Source organism: Alteracholeplasma palmae J233 (assembly GCF_000968055.1).
In the GTDB taxonomy this organism is placed as follows: Bacteria; Bacillota_I; Bacilli_A; order Acholeplasmatales; family Acholeplasmataceae; genus Alteracholeplasma; species Alteracholeplasma palmae.
In genome coordinates, this window is record NC_022538.1 from 205,431 (window position 1) to 223,356 (window position 17,926).

The window sequence follows — 17,926 nt, forward strand, 5'->3', positions numbered from 1 at the left end:
AAGGCACAAAGCCTTTTTATTCTTCTTTATTAGGTTGTTTTAGATGTTCAATCTTTTTTTCAACATCTTTCTTATTTTGTCTTTCTTGTTTAACTCTTCTAATATAAGCGAAGGTTTGTTTTCTAAAGAATAAGAAGAATGGAATGATTATGATAATAACAATATAGATTAATCCAACATACCAGTACCATGAATAGTAAGGTGATAAATCAGCTTTTTCATGATAAATGCCATTTTGAGCTAATTCCTCAGGAGATTTATTAACTACCTTATCAGTAACATCTAGTTGAGCTTTTGTAAGTTCAAAACTAGGAACTATCATAACATTGTCATTATTTGATTCTTTAGTAGTTTGACCTAGGTTGAGTAAGGAATATCTTTGATTATTATCAGTATAGGCAAATACTTGTAGACCTGTAATACTGAAATCAAGATCTTTATCTTCATCAGTTTTTCTAAATTCAGCATTAGAAATAGTTAAGATAGGTTTAGTATCATTTAATTGTAAATAAGGTGTTCCAGCTACTTTCTCATCAAGTGAGACTTTGGTAGACTCTATTACTATACCGATTGATTTAATTCCATAATCGTCTAGAAGACTTTTTCCTTCAGGTAATAAAAAGACAAAGAAGAAGCCTGATTCACTATCTATTTTACCGTTTGATTCTTGTGTTACAACTAAAGGATAGATGGAAAGATCAAAATCTATTTTAGTATTTGTTGGATGTTTAGTAGATAGATCTGTATAAGATTCGTTGAAAACTGGTTCTAACTGTAAGTAACCATTTCCTAGTGATGAAAAGTTTTTTACCGCATCTTTTGTAGTGTGTATTTTCTTTAAAACTTCATTATTATAATATGATTGTTGAACTAATCCGCTACCATTGCCTATTACTAGTACAAATAGTAAAGCGAATATGACATAAAAAATTCTGCCGACCCATTTAAACATAGACGTATAACCTCGTTTCTCTTATAATATAATACCAAATTTTAGGCAAATAACCAAATAAAATAAAAAAAATATAGAAATAGGCTTTACAAACAAATAATTTTAGGTATAATAATACATGCGCTGGTATATGGCGGTCGTGGCGAAGTGGTTAACGCATCGGCTTGTGGCGCCGACATTCGTGGGTTCGATTCCCATCGGCCGCCCCATTTTTAATAAAGATAGGCCCATAGCCAAGTGGTAAGGCAACGGACTTTGACTCCGTCACTCGTTGGTTCAAATCCAGCTGGGCCTGCCATCTTTTTTAAAGAAGATACTAGTAAAAAAAATATGCGGGTGTGGCGGAATTGGCAGACGCACTAGACTTAGGATCTAGCGCTTCGGCGTGCAGGTTCAACTCCTGTCACCCGCACCAACCAATACAATGACAGTCTGGGAAAACATCAAAAATGCCAGGCTTATTTTTTAATTATAAATAGAACCAATAGGTCTATATACTAAAATTATACTCATAGGTTCTAAAAATGTCAACATAAAAATAGAATTAATAGTTCTAAAAATAAAAATAGGAGGTTTTTAACTAATGAATGTACTGAAATTAGTAGAATACAGAAAAAAGGCTAATATGACTCAATTTGAAGTGTCAAAAGTTTTGAATGTTTCGCAATCTTACTATTCACGATTAGAAAAAGGTAAGAACTTTCCAGATGCTCAACAAATAATTCAATTATGTAAAATATTTAAGTGTACGCCTAATGACTTGTTTGGAGTCCATGGAGTTTATGAAGTTGCTTTCTCTGGATTAATTGATAAAAATGAAAATTGATTTTTGTCAATAAGAAAGGAGAATTAATAATGGGGTATTATAAAAATATAGGATTTATTAGAAAAAAAAAGGATATACACAACAAAATATAGCAGATATAATAGGGATTACAAAAAATGAATATAAAGATATTGAAAAAGGTAAAATTGATATAAGTGCTGATTATACTATGAGGCTTTGCAAAGAATTTCGGTGCACTCCAAATGATTTGTTTGGAATATATACAGTACATTCTTATCAAAGAACAATAAATAAAACCCTTAATGTTAAGTTAGATTCTGCTATTGTAGAGGATCTTATGTATAATTATTTATGGTCTTTTTGCAATGATAGTAAATGGAATAAATTATGTGCAATAATTGATCATATTAGAAATTGCATAGTTCAATTTGAAAATTTAAATTCAGCAAGAGTTGGAGATTTATATGGAGAAATTGTTGTTCAAGAAGATTATTATTCTGAAACCAATGAAATTGTTATTTTTTTTACATATGCATACATATTGATTTCAGCTATAAATAATTTATTTGAATTATTTGGATATACTAAACATCAAGAATACAAAAAGGCTAAAAATAGTTTTGCTATTTTCAATGAAGAAACATATGATACTCAAAATACGAAAAGTGATGAAGGATATTTTTTATATTTAAGAAAACTAATTGTAGGACATCCAACGAGTGTAGATAAGTATGATATGCATAAACCTGCTAAAGATACACAAGTATCTCCCCATATTCAAAGACAAAATATAAAGGATAGCAAAGTATTAACTGTTGCAAGATATTCAGAGACTCTAAAACATGGAAAAATTAATGTTAAAAAAGAAAAATTAATTGATTTTATAAAATTTAAATATCAAATGTTGGACATATTTAGAATGATATACAAAAAAGAAATATAAAGTTAATAAAGAGTAAATAAAGTATAAATTATTTTTAAAGGAGGAAGGGAAAAATGGCAAAATATAAAACTATTAATATAAAAGACTTGATACTATGGGAAAATAATCCTAGAATCAGTGGAGAAGATAAATTGGAAATAGAGGAAAATAACATTTTAAGCATATATAAGCAGAATCCTTCAAATATGAAGAATATAGCAAAAAATATAGCAGAAAATGGATTGAAGCCTCATGATTTGGTAGTAGTTTACCCAAAAAATAGAAAATATATTGTATATGAAGGCAATCGTAGGATAGCTGCACTAAAATGCATAAAAAATCCGAAGATACTGAAAGATGAAATAGAAGGGTTTCGCTTTTTTAGCAAGATTGCTAAACAAAACAAGATTAATATGGATGTGTTTTGTTATGTTGCTGAAGACTATATTCAAGCTATGGATTTAGTGAGAAGTACTCATACCGGTCAACTAAATGGAATTGGTAGAATTCCATGGGGAACAAGGGAAAAAGATAATTTCACAAGGCTAATTAATCCAGAAGCAATTACAACAGCCTCGCAATTATTGCATAACTATCCAAATGAATTTGATACGGTTATTAGTAATATAAAGATAACCAATGCTACAAGAATTCTTGATAATCCTGAAATAAAAAAAATCATAGGAATAAAAAATAAAGAGGATTATAATTCTCTAGATTCTATCCAGCAATCACTTGTACATGATATTTTGGAATGCGCCATTAAAGTTGCCAAAGAAAAGAAAGCATCTGTTTCTAGATACTTTAATACTAGCGATAAGATAAAAATTGATTTAGCAGGGAAATTTATTAACAGAGCGTATGTGACTGAAAAAAAGAAAAATGTAATAACTAATATAAAACTCTTCCAGAATAATTGGAGAATACATATAAATGAGCAGTTTAATCTATTAGAAAATATTGTTGATCTAAAGAACTATGAAATAAGAAATATTGAATATAAAATACTTACAGATATTTCAAAGACAAATTTAAGCGAAGATAAAATATCTTTTTCAGAAAAAGGTGAATATAGAATAAGATATGAATATACCACAGAAGAAAGATTAATTACTGCTATATGTGATTTTTCTGTGTACTCTCGACCTACAACTATTGGAACTAGTGAGAAAGAATTGTTTGACAATCACAAGTCTTATAAAATAGATATAAATGAAACAATCAATAATTTAATTTTACAAGTCAGAACTTTAAACAAGGATAAACACTATTTAATTATATCTACAGCATTGAGATCTATTGTAGAAGGAGCACTTGTAGAAATGCATGATAAATATAATTGGAAGAATGCGGGTTCATTAGGGAATTATATTCACAATTTTAAAAGTAAAATTATTATGGATAATAAATTGAAAGAGAAAATTTGCGAGGAAACAAATGAAAATATTGCTAGTATCAATTCTTTTCTTGAGGGAATTGATCCGAGACAAATTGCTGCACAACTTAATTTAAGTGTACATAACGCAGGTGTTTATTTTACAAAACAAAGTATATTAGATTTAGCTGAGACAACAGTTACTGTAATTCTTATGTATTGTTCTGCACTTTTGAAATAAAATACTGGCCAAACATTTACTTTTTTGGTAAACTAGTAATAAAGAGGTGAAAACATGGCATCATATACTCCATTACGCTACCCAGGTGGTAAAGCAAAACTATATAATTTTGTTTCTGAACTTATCAAAGATAACTTTACCGAACCACCTGTATATGTTGAGGGCTATGCGGGAGGGTCTGGACTAGCCTTAAAGTTGTTATTAAATAATGATGTTTCAAAAATATATATTAATGATTATGATTACGCAATATATGCATTTTGGTATTCATTACTTAATAGAACAGATGAATTTATTGAACTTATTAATAATACGCCAGTAACTGTAGAACAATGGAGAATCCAAAAGGATATATATTTAAATCCAAATACTGATGTTTTGACCAAAGGATTCTCTGCATTCTTTTTAAATAGAACAAATAGATCAGGAATAATCACAGCTGGGCCAATTGGTGGATACCAACAATTAGGTAATTATAAAATAGACTGTAGATTTAATAAAGATAAATTAATTGAAAACATAAGAACTATTGCAGATAGAAAAGAAGATATACATGTTTATAACTTAGATGGTGTAGAGTTTTTACAACAAATAGATAATCAAGAAAATAATGCATTAATTTATTTAGACCCACCATATGTGGAACAAGGTAAGGCACTTTACAAAAATGCATTTGATGAACAGGCACATAGAGCATTGGCTTCATCTGTAGGAGAACTTCAAAATAAGTGGTTTGTAACATATGACGATAACCCGCTGATTGTTGAATTATATAACGGGTTTGGAATTAATAGGTTTGAAATAGGTTACACTGTAGAAAAAAAGAGAAGAGCTTTAGAAATAGCTGTATTCTCACCAAGATTAGTTAACATAGATGTTGAAAAGATGACTAAGAAACAAAAAGTGAGCGAATAAATCGCTCCTTTTTTTATATTTTGAAGTTATTCAAATAAAGCTCTTTCTTTTTTCTATCGTTAACATGCAAATATTTCTGTGTTGTTGAAAGATTCTTATGATCCATTAATTCTTGAACAACTTTAATATTTACGCCATTATCAAGAAGAGTTGTACCAAAGTAGTGCCTAAACATATGAGGGTGCAACTTATCCAAATTAAATTTTATTTTAAGTGATTCAATAAAATAAGTGACTGCCTTTTGTGTCATAGGCTTATTGAATGTGTTATTCCATAAAAGAAGTTTTCTTCTTTTACCAATAGCATCATCAACGGCTTTTTTTAAAATAGATATAGCATCATCGTGGATATATGTTTTTCTAGCTTTACCATTTTTAGTTGTTGTTAATAATAATTCTCTTTTTTCAAAGTCAATATTTTTAACCTCAATGTTTATAAGTTCGTTCATTCTAACGCCTGTATATGTCAGCAGTACTACAGCCGTTTTTTTCATTAATCCATTACGTTTATTATCAGGCAATGATAAAGTGTATTTTAGTATTTTTCTTAAAATATTATTTTCAATTGTTCCATAAGATAATCCGAGTTCTTTCATTTTTTTAAACTGCATAACTTTAGAAAAATTAGAATCTAAATTATAGTGGGTGATAATAGATTTTAACACAATAACGATACGCTTATTTACTGTAGATGCTGATACATTTTCTTTGTTCCATATAATATAGTCTAGTGCCATATCTTGTGGTTTATGAATGATTAAATAGGAAAATACACTAGCTTTGTACATCTTTTAGTAGTAAAATCAAGTAAACGGCAGTAATTATTAACTTTGACAAATCTTATCCAGAAAGAAGTGGAAAAATGGCATATAAAACAACAGATTTAAACTATTCTTATAATAGAAAAACATATATTCATAATGATCAATTAGTATTTACATATTCATATGATTTAAATAAGGAAATCATTGAAGCTGGTATTGCCGATATGATACTTTATACATGTCAAAGTGATGTCAATCTACAACGAATACTTAATGCACATGAATCAGAAGAAGAGATGAGTTTTGATATGTTACTTGCTATTGCTAATGAATATAGATTATTTTTATTAAATAACAAGTGATTAATAATAAGGTTAAGGTTTAAAATATGAAAAAAATCTATATGATTGGTGGTACCATGGGTGTTGGAAAAACAACAATCAGTACTGCACTTAATAAAAAATTAAATAACAGTGTCTTTCTAGATGGCGATTGGTGTTGGCATTCAAGTCCATTTCAAGTAAATGATGAAACCAAACAAATGGTTTTAGATAATATTGTCTATATACTGAATAATTTTATTAAAACAACCTCCTATGAAAATATCATATTTTGTTGGGTAATGGATAAACAAGAGATTATTGATCATATTTCAGGGAGGCTTGAAGCATCTAATCATAAGTTAGTTAAAATATCACTTATTTGTTCTGAAATTGAACTTAAAGAAAGATTAAATAGTGATATAGAAAAAGGCTTAAGAGAGCCTAATATAATTAAAAGAAGTGTTGAAAGATTGGGTTTATTTAAAACACTAAAAACCATAAAGATCGATACCACTAGCAAGAGTATTTCTAACATAGTCAAAGAAATTGAATCTATTCAATAATTGCAGTTTATGGCGTCTTAAATAGGGAAAGTGAATAATTATGGGAAAATAAAGATTAAAATTAATGACGCTTCTGAACTTCGTGAGGAATTAAACGAATTATACGATAGGGCAACACATAAACAAGTTGCTGAATTTTCTTTACTACTAGGGAAACATATTTTAAATATAACAAGCTTTCCAACTAATGAAATCTTAGAGAAAGGATTTAAGGTTAATAAATAATGACAGAAACAAGCGTTAATGATAGTGGAATTATAAAAATTATTGAGGAGAAATACAGCAAGGATACAGTGCTTTTGATTGCGACAGCTAAAAATAATGTTCCTTCAGTTAGATGTGTTGATACTTTTTATTATGATGGCTCATTTTGGATTGTCACTAATCTAAATTGTAATTATGTAAAGGAAGTTCAATATAATGAACACGTGATGATTTCTGACGCAGGTCATAATAGATTTTGGTGCAAGGCTTTTATCACTGGACACCCGCTAGATGACAAAAACAAATCTATCCGTGAAATCTTCATGAAGGTATTTCATCACTGGTATAAAGAGGTTAATAACGAGAAACTCAATAGCGTTTGCTATATTAAAGTTACACCATATAAAGGATATATCCATAAAGACAAACTTGGCTATTCTTTCAATATTGACGATGATAGTGTAACGATTAGTGATATTACGCATCATATTGATGTTAAACTTGAACCGTTTTGGTAGTCTCAGATTTGATTTCTATCACTATGAACCCCCAAATGAGAAAGTAATATACTTGCGTAGGTAATAGATGCTGTTTTTATTGGTAAACATAGATAATTTATAATTGCTGAAATAATGGTTGCTAATAGTGTGCATTTTAATATGGATATTGCACAGCAAACTGACAAAATAGTAGTTATAATAAAATCAAAAAGGAGAATTATATGGATTTCATTAAACCTATAAATGATGTTGTTTTATATATTGAGACAAATATTACACAAGAAATTGATTATGAAGAAATAGGAAAATTGTTTGGTCGTTCCATATCAGAGACACAACATGTGTTTGCATTTGTAGTTGGGACAACAATTGGCGATTATATTAGAAAAAGAAAACTATCAAAAGCATATTTAGATGTTTTATCAACCGATGAAAAGATTATTGATATTGCTGCTAAATATCAATATGATTCTCATTCTGCCTTTTCAAGAGCATTTGTACAACATTTTTTAGTAAGCCCTATGGAAGTAAGAAGAGATAAGATGGTTTTAAAGCTATATGAACCGTTTAGATTTAATCAAGATAATAATATCTATAGAAGACAGGTATTAGATGGTACAGTTAGAATTGTTGAGATTCCTAATTGTAAAATGGTGATGTCAGAACCGGGTATGTTTGGTGATGGGAAATTAGAAGCTTTTGATGATTGGTTTAGCCGGTTTCCAGAACCAACATTTCCTAAAGACTTCTTAACTTACGATCCTAAAAAACAGGGTTTTGTATGGTTTTACATATACGATGAAGAAATGAACGTACCAGATAGTTTTAAAGTCATTGATTTTAAAGGGGGACTTTATCTTGTGTCTTCAGGTATTGATGGTGAAGATGATATTATACCAAAGACGGCAATGACTGATTTCCTTGCCCAATCAAAGGAACTAATCTATGATGATTCAAGATTACAACTTGGTAATGTGACAACACCAAAGTCCGCACAAGAGATTTTAGGCTATTCATTGATGGATTATTATATGCCGATTAAGAAAGTTAATCAGTAATGTATAATAAGTTTAAGTAAATAGGAGAAATATCATGGTGAATTTAAATGATGCAACTGGGATTATTAAGTATATAACAGAGGCCCAAATAGATCTTTGGTTAGATGGCGGTTGGGGTGTTGATGCACTTTTAAATGAGCAAACAAGAGCGCATAATGATATCGATATTTTTATTCAAGAAAAAGATAAGTTAAACGTAATACAACTAATCAAAGAAAAAGGATTTATTGAAGTTATAGAAACATATACCACAAAAAATCACACAGTATGGCAAGATAACAAAAATAGAATCATAGACTTACACATCTTTAATTTTATTGAAGATAAATACGTTGTTTTTGAAGATCTAAAGTTTCCCAAAGATGTTCTAAATGGTGTAGGAGAGATTGACGGTATAACAGTAAAATGTATCAATGCAGAAAGTCAGGTTTTGTTTCATTTGGGATATGATTTTGATGAAAATGACGTTCATGATGTTAAACTGTTATGTAAAAAATTTAATATCCCAATTCCAAAAGAATATGAGAAGAAGATTAGATAGATTCTATCTAATAATTAATTCAATAACTAAAGTTTATGAATGTAACTCCAAAATGGGAAAATCAGAGATTGATTAGCAACAAATAATTGTTATTTAAACATCAATTCATATGGTATAATTAAGACAGTTAAGATGATGTGAATTAAAAAAACTTGAAACTTTTAATCTTGATAATCCAAATTGTTTCTGACTTATCATTACAAAAAAGGTGACCCTTGATAAAGTAATGTTTATACGGGAATAATTTGAAATGAACAGAAAACTCGATAATCCTATGCTTGATGAGAATGAAGATAACATTTATTTGGATATGTTATACGAGATAAATATTTTGGTATCACATGATTAATGATCTTGTGTCCGTAAAAATTAAATAAGAAATGGAGTTGTAAAATGGTTAAACTTCACAACCTACGAGGTATAGAGATATCTAAATTTAAGGCTATTTCATCAGGAGAAAAAACGTTTGAAGAGTTGTTTGGCAAAGGCGGTTTTTCTGAATGGGTTGAGCAGCATCAGCGATTTATACAAAATCATATATATGAACCTGTAAGTTTTTTATGGCATGAGGGAGATAAGGAAACGTGGGGACGTGGTAAAAATGTTTTAATCTATGCGGTTAAAGATGAAGTTACCCCAACTGATGTCAAGCCGTATGAATTGATTGAATTTCCTGGAGGATTGTTTTTAGTAGGAACAGGTGATGAAACTGAAGGTGGAGATCTTAATCAAACAATTGACTGTATGATGTCATGGATTAAACAAAGTGATGTTTTTGATTATGGTGATTTTCCTAAAAGTGGTATGTGCAATATGCCGAATCCTGACGGGGCTTTTGATCAAGCACTTGGAGTTTCCCAACAGCAGGTATATCTCCCGTTAAAATATAAAGAGAAATAGAAGAAAACATCGTGTTAGAAAAAACGCCAACAAATGAAGAAATAATTATGTTAATTGGACAACATCGTTTTGATATATGGGTAAAACTAACGGAACTAATTGAAATGAAATATGACATGGAAAAACTGTGTAATAGTGGCGGGAAGAAATGGACTTATGAGTATAAATATCGTAGAGGCGGAAAAACCTTATGTTGTTTGTATGCTAAACCAGACGTTTTTGGATTTATGCTAATCTTTGGTAAGTTAGATCGTGAAAAGATTGAAAGTATTCGTAGTAATCTTTCTGCTGATATTTGTAAGATTTATGATGAAGCCGCAACTTATCATGACGGTAAATGGGTAATGTTTGAAATTTCAGACACATCATTTTTTTCTGACTTTGAGAAACTATTGCAAATCAAACGTAAACCGAATAATTAAAGATTATCTTAATGGTGAGGAAATATCACTTTTATGAAATTTAAAGAATAACAATCTAATATCAAGTCATAGTAATAAAGGAAACCCATATGACAACGCACTAATAGAATCGTTTTTTAAAACATTTAAGAGAGAAGTTTTACCTAAAAGACATTTTAAAACTAAGGCTATAGCTAGGATGGAAATACTCAATTACTTAGAAGTTTATTACAACAAAAAAAGGCATCATTCATCTCTAGGATATATGACGCCGTTACAATTTGAATTATCTAATTCTTGAATCCTCTTAACTTTATGTCCACTTTATGGTTGACATTCCAGTGTTAGCAGATACACTACCTTGGGAACAAACCGATAAAGTTAATATTCTAAAAGAACTAGCAAATGACTATTAGAGAGTTTTATAATTATTCAGCTTGGAAAAAGCAAAGAAAGTTTAAGATGCAACAAGGAAAATATAAGTGTGCTAGGTGTGGTGGTTTAGCAGTTGATGTGCATCATAAAATCACGCTGACAGAATCAAATGTTAATGATTCTAATGTTTCAATGAATTTAGATAATCTTGAATGTGTGTGTAGGAATTGTCATAATAAGGAAACACACTCAACTAAAATAAAGTATACATTCAATGAAGATGGAGTTCCTATTGAAAAATAGGATCTTTTTTGTTATCCTATTATTGGGTGATTAAATGACAAAGAATGAATTAATGTATACATATGCTCTTGATGAGTATAAAAATGTTGTAAATCGCAAAAATGAAATAAGAAATAGAGACTTTACTTTTTATAGCTTTAGTGTACCTATCATAACGGCTTTAGTTACATTTATTTTTAGTATTACGACAGAGTATCCATGTGCAAAAATAATATTACTTATTTTTTCTTCTTTATTATTTGTCGTTAGTTTAGTAATATTTCTAATGATATATGTACCATCAAATCAGATGTCATATAAACCTAAAGACATTGTAAACGATTTAAGAAATATTGAATCAAATGAATCATATAAATCATATGTTGAATTACTGCTTTTAAATGTTGATCAAAAAGAAGAAATCAGTGAAAAATTGTACAATCAACTAGCACAAGGATTTCTTGCAGAGCGATATGCCGAGATTATTGATGAATATGAAAAAAAGAATCTATATTTTAAAAAGTTATTTATTATATTATCAACTACAATAATAGCCACGTTAGTTCTATTGCTGATATCAATAATTATTTAAGGAGAAAAAAACTATATGTCAAATGATAATGTTAAACAAAATAAGCCTGTCCAACCACCATCTAAACCAACAAAACCAATGCCACCACTAACTGAAAGCAATAATCCGTCACAAAAAAATTATCAACCCTCATCAAATGCGACACAGGGAATGAAAAAAATAACAGATTCACTCCCCCCTGGAATGAAGAAAAAAGATTAATGCCACACCGAACGCCCCACCTTCAAAATACGGGGCAATTTTTTTGAAAAAGCGAAATTCAAAACGGCTCAAAGCTTTGGAGACTGGCAGAAATGTTGGTCTTTTTTTGATGTAAAAATTCTAAACTGTACCCCCTATACTCCATTTTAGAAAAACCCAAATTAATGATGTTCACCACGGACAGATCACGGACAAAAAATATGTCCGTGATATAAAAAAACAGAGATTAAATCTCATAATTATAAAAAATGTCACCAAATGTCACCAAATGTCACCAAGTGTGATATACTATATTAGAGAAAGATAAGATTGGTGAAAATATGAAAAACGAAAGTAAAAATTTAGAGTGGAAACAAACCTTAACAAAAGAAGTGAAACATGAGATTGTTTCATTTTTAAATAGTTCTAGTGGCGTTATTGAAATTGGTATAGACAATGATGGTAAAGCTTTTGGTGTGCCTTTAGAATTGAAAGATGAGTTTGAACAAACTATAAGCAATTGGATTCGTGAAGGTATTTATCCTGATTCAAAAGGACTCATCAACTTTTATTATGATAAAAGAAATGTGCTAAGAATCGAAATTAGTGAAGGTAATAATAAACCATATTATTTAGTGGGTAAGGGTCCAATCAGTGAAGGAGTATTTATACGAATTGGATCAACCACAAGAAAAGCAACAAAGGAAGAAATATCTGAATTCTACCGAAAGCATAATGATGGCCATTTTGAAACTGAAGGAGCCCCAAACCAAGATTTGCACTTTACGCAATTTTCAGCTATCAGCGACAGACAAGATTTTGTGCCAAAAATGAATGCTTTGGGGTTTTATACAAAAGATAATAAGTATACAAAACTAGCTGAGTTGCTAAGTGATGAAAATCCATATATTGTTAAGTTTGCTGTATACAAAGATAATACGAGGGTTGAGTTTAAGGTTAAGAAGGAGTTTGCTGGTTCATATTTACGAATTATTGATAATGTGTTGGATTATGCAGAAATATATAATGATACAAGTGCGAAAATTGTGGATTATCAACCGCAACGAGTAGAATTAAAATCATATCCTGCACCATCAATTAGAGAGACATTATTAAATGCACTTTGTCATTGCGATTTTTCATTTAGATCAAATATTAAAATAGAATTCTTTAATGATAGATTAGAGGTTACTTCACCAGGTAATATATATGGCGGTTATACACTAGAAGATGTTTTGTCCGGAAAACAATCAATGCGAAATCCTAATTTAGTTAACATTCTTGATAAAATGGATTTTATTGAAAATTATGCGACCGGTTTAGAAAGAATTATGGAAGCTTATAAACCATATAAAATAACACCTAAATTTGAAGTTTCAGGTAACTTTTTTAGAGTTATATTACCAAATATGAATTATTCTTTGGGAAACATGATTGAAGAAAAACCAACCAATATGTCACCAAATGTCACCAAAAGCAACCAAACTCTTTCTAATGTTCAAAATAAGATTATTGAACAGATTCGTAAAGATTCCAATATAACGGTTAGCGAATTATCCGAGATCATTGGAAAAGAAAGAAGGACAATATTAAGGAATATAAAGAAATTAAAAGAACAAGGTTTGCTTGATAGAAAAGATGATGAATACTCCGGTTCGTGGATACTCAAATAATTATTAAAAAGATTTTTTAGGTTGTTAGTGATTAATGACGTATTTTATGTTTTTAACGTTCGGTAAATGTATATTGTTTGATAATTATAAATTTGCCGTAATAACACAAGCAAAAAAATGATGAAATGCCATGCATTATTACGTGTAAAACTAAATTCTATTTAATATCCATTAGGAGATAAAATTCATGAGTGATGAAACAATCAATTTAAAGAAAAAAGTAGCATACCTTGAAGAAAAGTTAAAACGCTATGAAAAATTACTAAAAAAACATAATATTCACTTCGAAGACAACTTGGTTTCTAATGAAAATAAAATTGAACTATCAACTCATGAAAAACTATCAATCTACAAAGATTACTTCAAAGGTAGAAGTGACTGTTATGCGATTAGATGGGAAAAAGATGGGAAGAGCGGATATGCACCGAGTTATTCAAAAGAAGCAAGATTTTTAAATAAAGATGAAAAAAAGAAGATACCCTTTTCAAACAGATATGAGAAGGTATCAGATGAAATTATATTAAAACATTTAAAAGGGCAAGAAATTATTGGTATTTATCCAATGACAGATAATCAAACATGTTATTTTTTAGCGTTTGATTTTGATGAAGAAAGTTGGAAGAATGACGTTTTAAAGTTTTCTGAAATATGCTTATCACATAATATAGATCATTTAGTTGAAATATCAAAATCAGGAAAGGGTGCACATCTTTGGATATTTTTTGAAAATGCAGTACTTGCTAAAGATGCAAGGAAACTAGGGCGTTACTTACTTACAAAAACAATGATGACTTCAGGACTAATGAGTTTTAAATCTTTTGATAGAATGTTTCCTTCTCAAGACTACATTGAAAAAGAAGGTATTGGCAATTTAATTGCATTACCACTGCAAGGAAAAAGCGGTATGAAGGGAACAACGCTTTTTGTTGATCAAGAACTTAAACCATATCCTAATCAGTATCAAGTATTGAAGTCAATAAGAAAAGTAACAGATGAAGAGTTTGGAATTTTGATAAATGAAATTTCAAAAGATGATGAACTTGGACTTTTCGGTGAATCGGTTAAAAAAATCGAACTTGATATGTTTGATTTTATAGAAGAACTTAAAATCAAAATTAATAATCAAATTGTTATTCAAAAAAGAGGGTTATCAGCAAAGGCTATTCAAGTTTTTAAAAGAGTTGCGTCTATTGTTAATCCCGAGTTTTATAAAAAACAAAATATGCGTGTAAGTACTTATGGTATTTCTAGAATTATTGAACTTTATGAAGAAACGCATCAAGAAATCTTAATTCCTATTGGACTGCTTGAAAATGTTTTAAAGATTTTAAATGATAATCGCATATTATATGAAATAGACGATTTAAGAATCAAGCCTAAAATGAAAAAAAATATAAAATTTTCAGGCGATTTGAAGGATGAACAACAAAATGTATTAAAAGATGTCCTACATAAAACACAAGGTGTTATAGTTGCCCCAACAGGTTTTGGTAAAACAGTATTAGGGGTAGCGCTAATATCAGAACTAAAATTAAAAACACTCATTATTGTTAATCGAGTAAATTTAGCAGAACAGTGGGAATCACAAATTAAAAAATTCACATCAAATATAAATGTCGGAAAACTATATGATCAATATAATGAATTAGGAGCTGATATTGATATTGCTACAATTCAATCACTTGTAGCACATAAAGGTATTGATGAAATAGTAAAAAATTATGGTCTGATCATCATAGATGAAGCACATCATGTGGCATCACGCTCATATGAAAGGTTAATTAGAAAATTTCACACAAAGAATATTATTGGATTAACAGCAACACTTAAAAGGTCTGATGGCTTAGAAAGTATTATTACTGCGATGATTGGTCCAGTAATTACTGAGGTAGTTACTGATTCTAAGCAGATTAGAAGACTTCTAACAGTTAGATTAACAGGATTCAAAGTTTCATTAACTGAGGAAGCATCAATTAATGATTCATATCAAAAACTTTATGAGAATAAAGAAAGAAATGAAATGATTATAAAAGACATAAAGGCATCTTTTGAAACGAAGAAGAACATCCTTGTTTTAACAGATAGAATGAGCCATATTAGTATATTAGAAAAAGAGATAAGCAAAATCACAAAACATTTACTTATTGTGCACGGAAGACTTTCAACAAAAGAAAAGAAAGACTTTAATGAAAAATTAATTAGCCAAAAAGAACCTTTTATTATTTTAGCAACAGGAAAATATATCGGCGAAGGATTTGATGATGATAGACTTGATACGCTTTTTCTAACGATGCCATTTAGATGGAAAGGAACGTTACAACAATACGTTGGAAGATTAAACAGATTAAGAGAAAATAAACATGAAATAGGTGTTTATGATTATGCTGATATTGGCGTTAAATATTTTTCTAATATGTACTTAGAACGTTTAAAGGGATACCGAAAAATGGGGTATGAAATATCAACAGCAAAGGAATACGAATCGCGCATTTATTATTTAAACAACTATGAAGAAACATTAAAAGATGATTTAAAAACATCAAAAGAAATTGTATTTATTTCAAGACATTCAATTGATAGTAAAATTGATTTCTTAATAAATTATTGTAATTCTAAACCACTATTATTGCTAGGGAATGAGTATCCATCAAGCATGATAATCATTGATCGAAAAATTGTTTGGTATGGCTCCATTAATCCTTTTGTATACAAACAACAAGTGGATGCAGATATCATGAGATATGAAGATTCTTTATTAGCAGAAGAACTTATCATTAGTAATAGAGATAACTCGTCTTTTATTAAATCAAACATTATTAAGTGAGAATTTTTATATGAGGTATAAGTGCAAAATGGCGCTATTTACTCACAATTACCGATTAACGGATTTCAACTAGTAGTCATCATTTTAAAGACCAAAAACAACTACCTTTGTTGTAAACAGAGACACCAAAAGATATTTAACAGCTTGATACAATTTGTATCAGGCTTTTTTAAATAGTAAATAACAAATATAGACATTTTGACGTCTAAAAATGGGTGTTTTTTGATTTTATCCACATAATTGATGATGTATATAAGAAAAAAAGAACTGTTAAGTTATGAAGTAGTGAATTACTTCATTTCTTTACAGTCCTTTTTCTTTCATCCATACATAACAAATTTTTTATAATCATTTGGAAACAGACTTTCAGTTGATGCATAATATATTCTAAAATCTAAATTGTATTGTTCTGATACTTTATCTAAGTATTCTTGTAATTCTTTTTCTTTTTCATCATTCCAAGCTTCACTTAATCCTAGATGTCTATCTTTTGTTTTTTTAGGAAGTGTTTCACGAAGAATTTTTTGAATTTTTTTTATTTCAGCATCACTTCTACCTGGGCGATAATCTTCTACAAACATACACTTTTCTCCTTTAAGTAGTTTATACTATGATTATATCATCTTCAGCATGATATACTTAATTAAGTATGATAAAATAAAATTAAAAAGGTGGATGTTAAAATATGTTTACAGAAAAATTTAGATATCATCAAGGAAATGGTATGTCAAAAAGGCTATTATTATGCATGATGATTCTAGTAACAGTTGTTCAAATCACTAAATTGATGGAAGTTGGTCAATTTGTATCCAACGGAATTATCTATATGGTTATGATAATCGTTCATGCATGCGTTTGGATGTTTATTGGATATAAGTTTGAAAGTATGGAAAAATCATTAGTTTCTCATTTGATTTTATTCTTTGTGATGGTTCCTGATGGTGTTAAAAATTTATTTAATTTGATTACATTTAAAGCTCATATGCGAACATCAGATGTGTTTTATACGATTATTTTAGGGTTAATAGCTTTATATGCAATTTTGAAAATATTTGCTCATTTGAATGAATTTAAATATGAACGTCCATTGATGAAAGAAAATGTTTCTAAATTTTTATTATTAACTTTAATTATTTCTTACTTCTCATTTTCTTTTTCAAACTTTATTGTGTATTTAATTGTAAGTATCTTTATTTTTGCTACACTTAAAGCAAAAGAAATATTCATTTTTATTATAGGTATATTTGTAGTTGATATATCTAGTAGTTTAACAAGTTTATTTGTAGCAGGGGATCGTAGTGATATAATTATAATATTGTCTCAAATTTTAAGTATTTTAATCAGTTGCGCAATTATCTATTTTTCTTACAAATATTATGTAAATACAGATATAGATGATAGAACAGTTGATTCTTATTGGGAAAATTAAAGACTAAGATTATTTAGTTTTTAATTATTGTGAAAGACTATATAAGAATAAATCTAAATAGAATAGCGGATTTAAATTAAGGTTCTTTTTCTAATAATAAAAAATACTTTTTACCATGCTAAAGTA

Annotated in this window: 22 protein-coding genes, 3 tRNA genes and 1 pseudogene; 23 read left to right on the forward strand and 3 right to left on the reverse strand. The window is 29.1% G+C overall.

All coding sequences use genetic code 11. The annotated features are described in order from the left end of the window. Positions 1-16: 16 nt before the first annotated feature. Positions 17-952 (reverse strand): hypothetical protein, encoded by a 936-nt coding sequence (locus BN854_RS00965; protein WP_026655014.1) that lies wholly within the window; start codon positions 950-952, stop codon positions 17-19. A 133-nt stretch (positions 953-1,085) separates the two neighbouring features. On the opposite strand from BN854_RS00965, the gene BN854_RS00970 reads away from it, so the two are divergent. From BN854_RS00970 to BN854_RS01000, 8 genes and pseudogenes are all read left to right on the forward strand, one after another. Continuing rightward, positions 1,086-1,161: transfer RNA gene (locus BN854_RS00970), tRNA-His, on the forward strand. A gap of 14 nt (positions 1,162-1,175) precedes the next feature. Beyond that, positions 1,176-1,250, forward strand: a tRNA-Gln gene (locus BN854_RS00975). Positions 1,251-1,284: 34 nt separating this feature from the next. Beyond that, positions 1,285-1,367 (forward strand) — tRNA-Leu (locus BN854_RS00980). Between the two features lie 168 nt (positions 1,368-1,535). Then, positions 1,536-1,778, forward strand: coding sequence for a helix-turn-helix transcriptional regulator (locus BN854_RS00985; protein WP_026655021.1), 243 nt, complete (start codon positions 1,536-1,538; stop codon positions 1,776-1,778). Between the two features lie 73 nt (positions 1,779-1,851). Further along, positions 1,852-1,986: pseudogene (locus tag BN854_RS08060) on the forward strand (helix-turn-helix domain-containing protein); the annotation flags it as partial. 90 nt (positions 1,987-2,076) lie between these two features. Further along, positions 2,077-2,682: a hypothetical protein gene (locus BN854_RS00990; protein WP_231854651.1), complete on the forward strand. Its 606-nt coding sequence runs from the start codon at positions 2,077-2,079 to the stop codon at positions 2,680-2,682. 53 nt (positions 2,683-2,735) lie between these two features. Then, positions 2,736-4,277, forward strand: coding sequence for a hypothetical protein (locus BN854_RS00995; RefSeq protein WP_026655037.1), 1,542 nt, complete (start codon positions 2,736-2,738; stop codon positions 4,275-4,277). Positions 4,278-4,331: 54 nt separating this feature from the next. After that, entirely contained in the window at positions 4,332-5,192 is an 861-nt protein-coding gene (locus tag BN854_RS01000) for a DNA adenine methylase (RefSeq protein WP_026655045.1), read from the forward strand. Between the two features lie 13 nt (positions 5,193-5,205). Here the strand turns inward: BN854_RS01000 and BN854_RS01005 are convergent, their stop codons facing one another. Further along, positions 5,206-5,979, reverse strand: coding sequence for a tyrosine-type recombinase/integrase (locus BN854_RS01005; protein WP_026655051.1), 774 nt, complete (start codon positions 5,977-5,979; stop codon positions 5,206-5,208). Positions 5,980-6,053: 74 nt separating this feature from the next. Between BN854_RS01005 and BN854_RS01010 the strand changes: the two genes are divergently transcribed. From BN854_RS01010 to BN854_RS01075, 14 genes are all read left to right on the forward strand, one after another. After that, entirely contained in the window at positions 6,054-6,317 is a 264-nt protein-coding gene (locus tag BN854_RS01010; protein WP_026655060.1) for a hypothetical protein, read from the forward strand. A 26-nt stretch (positions 6,318-6,343) separates the two neighbouring features. Continuing rightward, positions 6,344-6,841, forward strand: a complete 498-nt coding sequence (locus BN854_RS01015) for an AAA family ATPase (RefSeq protein ID WP_026655067.1) — start codon at positions 6,344-6,346, stop codon at positions 6,839-6,841. A gap of 30 nt (positions 6,842-6,871) precedes the next feature. Beyond that, positions 6,872-7,066, forward strand: a complete 195-nt coding sequence (locus BN854_RS01020; protein ID WP_026655076.1) for a hypothetical protein — start codon at positions 6,872-6,874, stop codon at positions 7,064-7,066. Continuing rightward, on the forward strand, positions 7,066-7,563 hold the full coding sequence (locus BN854_RS01025) for a hypothetical protein (protein WP_026655084.1): 498 nt from the start codon (positions 7,066-7,068) through the stop codon (positions 7,561-7,563). The genes BN854_RS01020 and BN854_RS01025 overlap by 1 nt, the downstream gene beginning before the upstream one ends. A 203-nt stretch (positions 7,564-7,766) precedes the next feature. Then, on the forward strand, positions 7,767-8,603 hold the full coding sequence (locus tag BN854_RS07605; RefSeq protein WP_026655093.1) for a helix-turn-helix transcriptional regulator: 837 nt from the start codon (positions 7,767-7,769) through the stop codon (positions 8,601-8,603). A gap of 34 nt (positions 8,604-8,637) precedes the next feature. Beyond that, positions 8,638-9,144, forward strand: coding sequence for a nucleotidyltransferase domain-containing protein (locus BN854_RS01040; protein WP_026655102.1), 507 nt, complete (start codon positions 8,638-8,640; stop codon positions 9,142-9,144). Between the two features lie 393 nt (positions 9,145-9,537). Then, positions 9,538-10,044 (forward strand): hypothetical protein, encoded by a 507-nt coding sequence (locus tag BN854_RS01045; RefSeq protein ID WP_026655110.1) that lies wholly within the window; start codon positions 9,538-9,540, stop codon positions 10,042-10,044. A gap of 11 nt (positions 10,045-10,055) precedes the next feature. Beyond that, a complete protein-coding gene (locus BN854_RS01050) occupies positions 10,056-10,466 on the forward strand; it encodes a DUF3788 domain-containing protein (RefSeq protein WP_026655119.1) in 411 nt (136 codons plus the stop codon). A gap of 58 nt (positions 10,467-10,524) precedes the next feature. After that, the gene (locus tag BN854_RS08065) at positions 10,525-10,746 is read left to right on the forward strand and encodes an integrase core domain-containing protein (protein ID WP_084600756.1); all 222 of its coding nucleotides are present in this window, start codon (positions 10,525-10,527) and stop codon (positions 10,744-10,746) included. Positions 10,747-10,907: 161 nt separating this feature from the next. Then, positions 10,908-11,123, forward strand: coding sequence for an HNH endonuclease signature motif containing protein (locus BN854_RS01055; protein ID WP_231854652.1), 216 nt, complete (start codon positions 10,908-10,910; stop codon positions 11,121-11,123). Positions 11,124-11,157: 34 nt separating this feature from the next. Beyond that, positions 11,158-11,694: a hypothetical protein gene (locus BN854_RS01060; RefSeq protein WP_026655133.1), complete on the forward strand. Its 537-nt coding sequence runs from the start codon at positions 11,158-11,160 to the stop codon at positions 11,692-11,694. A 15-nt stretch (positions 11,695-11,709) separates the two neighbouring features. After that, a complete protein-coding gene (locus tag BN854_RS01065; protein WP_026655141.1) occupies positions 11,710-11,895 on the forward strand; it encodes a hypothetical protein in 186 nt (61 codons plus the stop codon). 320 nt (positions 11,896-12,215) lie between these two features. After that, positions 12,216-13,547: an ATP-binding protein gene (locus tag BN854_RS01070; protein ID WP_026655149.1), complete on the forward strand. Its 1,332-nt coding sequence runs from the start codon at positions 12,216-12,218 to the stop codon at positions 13,545-13,547. A gap of 187 nt (positions 13,548-13,734) precedes the next feature. After that, the gene (locus tag BN854_RS01075) at positions 13,735-16,371 is read left to right on the forward strand and encodes a TOTE conflict system archaeo-eukaryotic primase domain-containing protein (RefSeq protein WP_026655158.1); all 2,637 of its coding nucleotides are present in this window, start codon (positions 13,735-13,737) and stop codon (positions 16,369-16,371) included. A 320-nt stretch (positions 16,372-16,691) separates the two neighbouring features. Here the strand turns inward: BN854_RS01075 and BN854_RS01080 are convergent, their stop codons facing one another. Further along, the gene (locus BN854_RS01080; RefSeq protein ID WP_026655167.1) at positions 16,692-16,952 is read right to left on the reverse strand and encodes a hypothetical protein; all 261 of its coding nucleotides are present in this window, start codon (positions 16,950-16,952) and stop codon (positions 16,692-16,694) included. A 104-nt stretch (positions 16,953-17,056) separates the two neighbouring features. On the opposite strand from BN854_RS01080, the gene BN854_RS01085 reads away from it, so the two are divergent. Further along, positions 17,057-17,800 (forward strand): hypothetical protein, encoded by a 744-nt coding sequence (locus tag BN854_RS01085; RefSeq protein ID WP_026655175.1) that lies wholly within the window; start codon positions 17,057-17,059, stop codon positions 17,798-17,800. Positions 17,801-17,926: the final 126 nt, after the last annotated feature.

What these genes read in the sequence shown, in the direction of transcription:
- BN854_RS00965 (WP_026655014.1), bottom strand. Translation starts at nt 952, where the DNA reads ATGTTTAAATGGGTCGGCAGAATTTTTTATGTCATATTCGCTTTACTA.
- BN854_RS00985 (WP_026655021.1), top strand. Translation starts at nt 1,536, where the DNA reads ATGAATGTACTGAAATTAGTAGAATACAGAAAAAAGGCTAATATGACT.
- BN854_RS00990 (WP_231854651.1), top strand. Translation starts at nt 2,077, where the DNA reads ATGTATAATTATTTATGGTCTTTTTGCAATGATAGTAAATGGAATAAA.
- BN854_RS00995 (WP_026655037.1), top strand. Translation starts at nt 2,736, where the DNA reads ATGGCAAAATATAAAACTATTAATATAAAAGACTTGATACTATGGGAA.
- BN854_RS01000 (WP_026655045.1), top strand. Translation starts at nt 4,332, where the DNA reads ATGGCATCATATACTCCATTACGCTACCCAGGTGGTAAAGCAAAACTA.
- BN854_RS01005 (WP_026655051.1), bottom strand. Translation starts at nt 5,979, where the DNA reads ATGTACAAAGCTAGTGTATTTTCCTATTTAATCATTCATAAACCACAA.
- BN854_RS01010 (WP_026655060.1), top strand. Translation starts at nt 6,054, where the DNA reads ATGGCATATAAAACAACAGATTTAAACTATTCTTATAATAGAAAAACA.
- BN854_RS01015 (WP_026655067.1), top strand. Translation starts at nt 6,344, where the DNA reads ATGAAAAAAATCTATATGATTGGTGGTACCATGGGTGTTGGAAAAACA.
- BN854_RS01025 (WP_026655084.1), top strand. Translation starts at nt 7,066, where the DNA reads ATGACAGAAACAAGCGTTAATGATAGTGGAATTATAAAAATTATTGAG.
- BN854_RS07605 (WP_026655093.1), top strand. Translation starts at nt 7,767, where the DNA reads ATGGATTTCATTAAACCTATAAATGATGTTGTTTTATATATTGAGACA.
- BN854_RS01040 (WP_026655102.1), top strand. Translation starts at nt 8,638, where the DNA reads ATGGTGAATTTAAATGATGCAACTGGGATTATTAAGTATATAACAGAG.
- BN854_RS01045 (WP_026655110.1), top strand. Translation starts at nt 9,538, where the DNA reads ATGGTTAAACTTCACAACCTACGAGGTATAGAGATATCTAAATTTAAG.
- BN854_RS01055 (WP_231854652.1), top strand. Translation starts at nt 10,908, where the DNA reads ATGCAACAAGGAAAATATAAGTGTGCTAGGTGTGGTGGTTTAGCAGTT.
- BN854_RS01060 (WP_026655133.1), top strand. Translation starts at nt 11,158, where the DNA reads ATGACAAAGAATGAATTAATGTATACATATGCTCTTGATGAGTATAAA.
- BN854_RS01065 (WP_026655141.1), top strand. Translation starts at nt 11,710, where the DNA reads ATGTCAAATGATAATGTTAAACAAAATAAGCCTGTCCAACCACCATCT.
- BN854_RS01070 (WP_026655149.1), top strand. Translation starts at nt 12,216, where the DNA reads ATGAAAAACGAAAGTAAAAATTTAGAGTGGAAACAAACCTTAACAAAA.
- BN854_RS01075 (WP_026655158.1), top strand. Translation starts at nt 13,735, where the DNA reads ATGAGTGATGAAACAATCAATTTAAAGAAAAAAGTAGCATACCTTGAA.
- BN854_RS01080 (WP_026655167.1), bottom strand. Translation starts at nt 16,952, where the DNA reads ATGTTTGTAGAAGATTATCGCCCAGGTAGAAGTGATGCTGAAATAAAA.
- BN854_RS01085 (WP_026655175.1), top strand. Translation starts at nt 17,057, where the DNA reads ATGTTTACAGAAAAATTTAGATATCATCAAGGAAATGGTATGTCAAAA.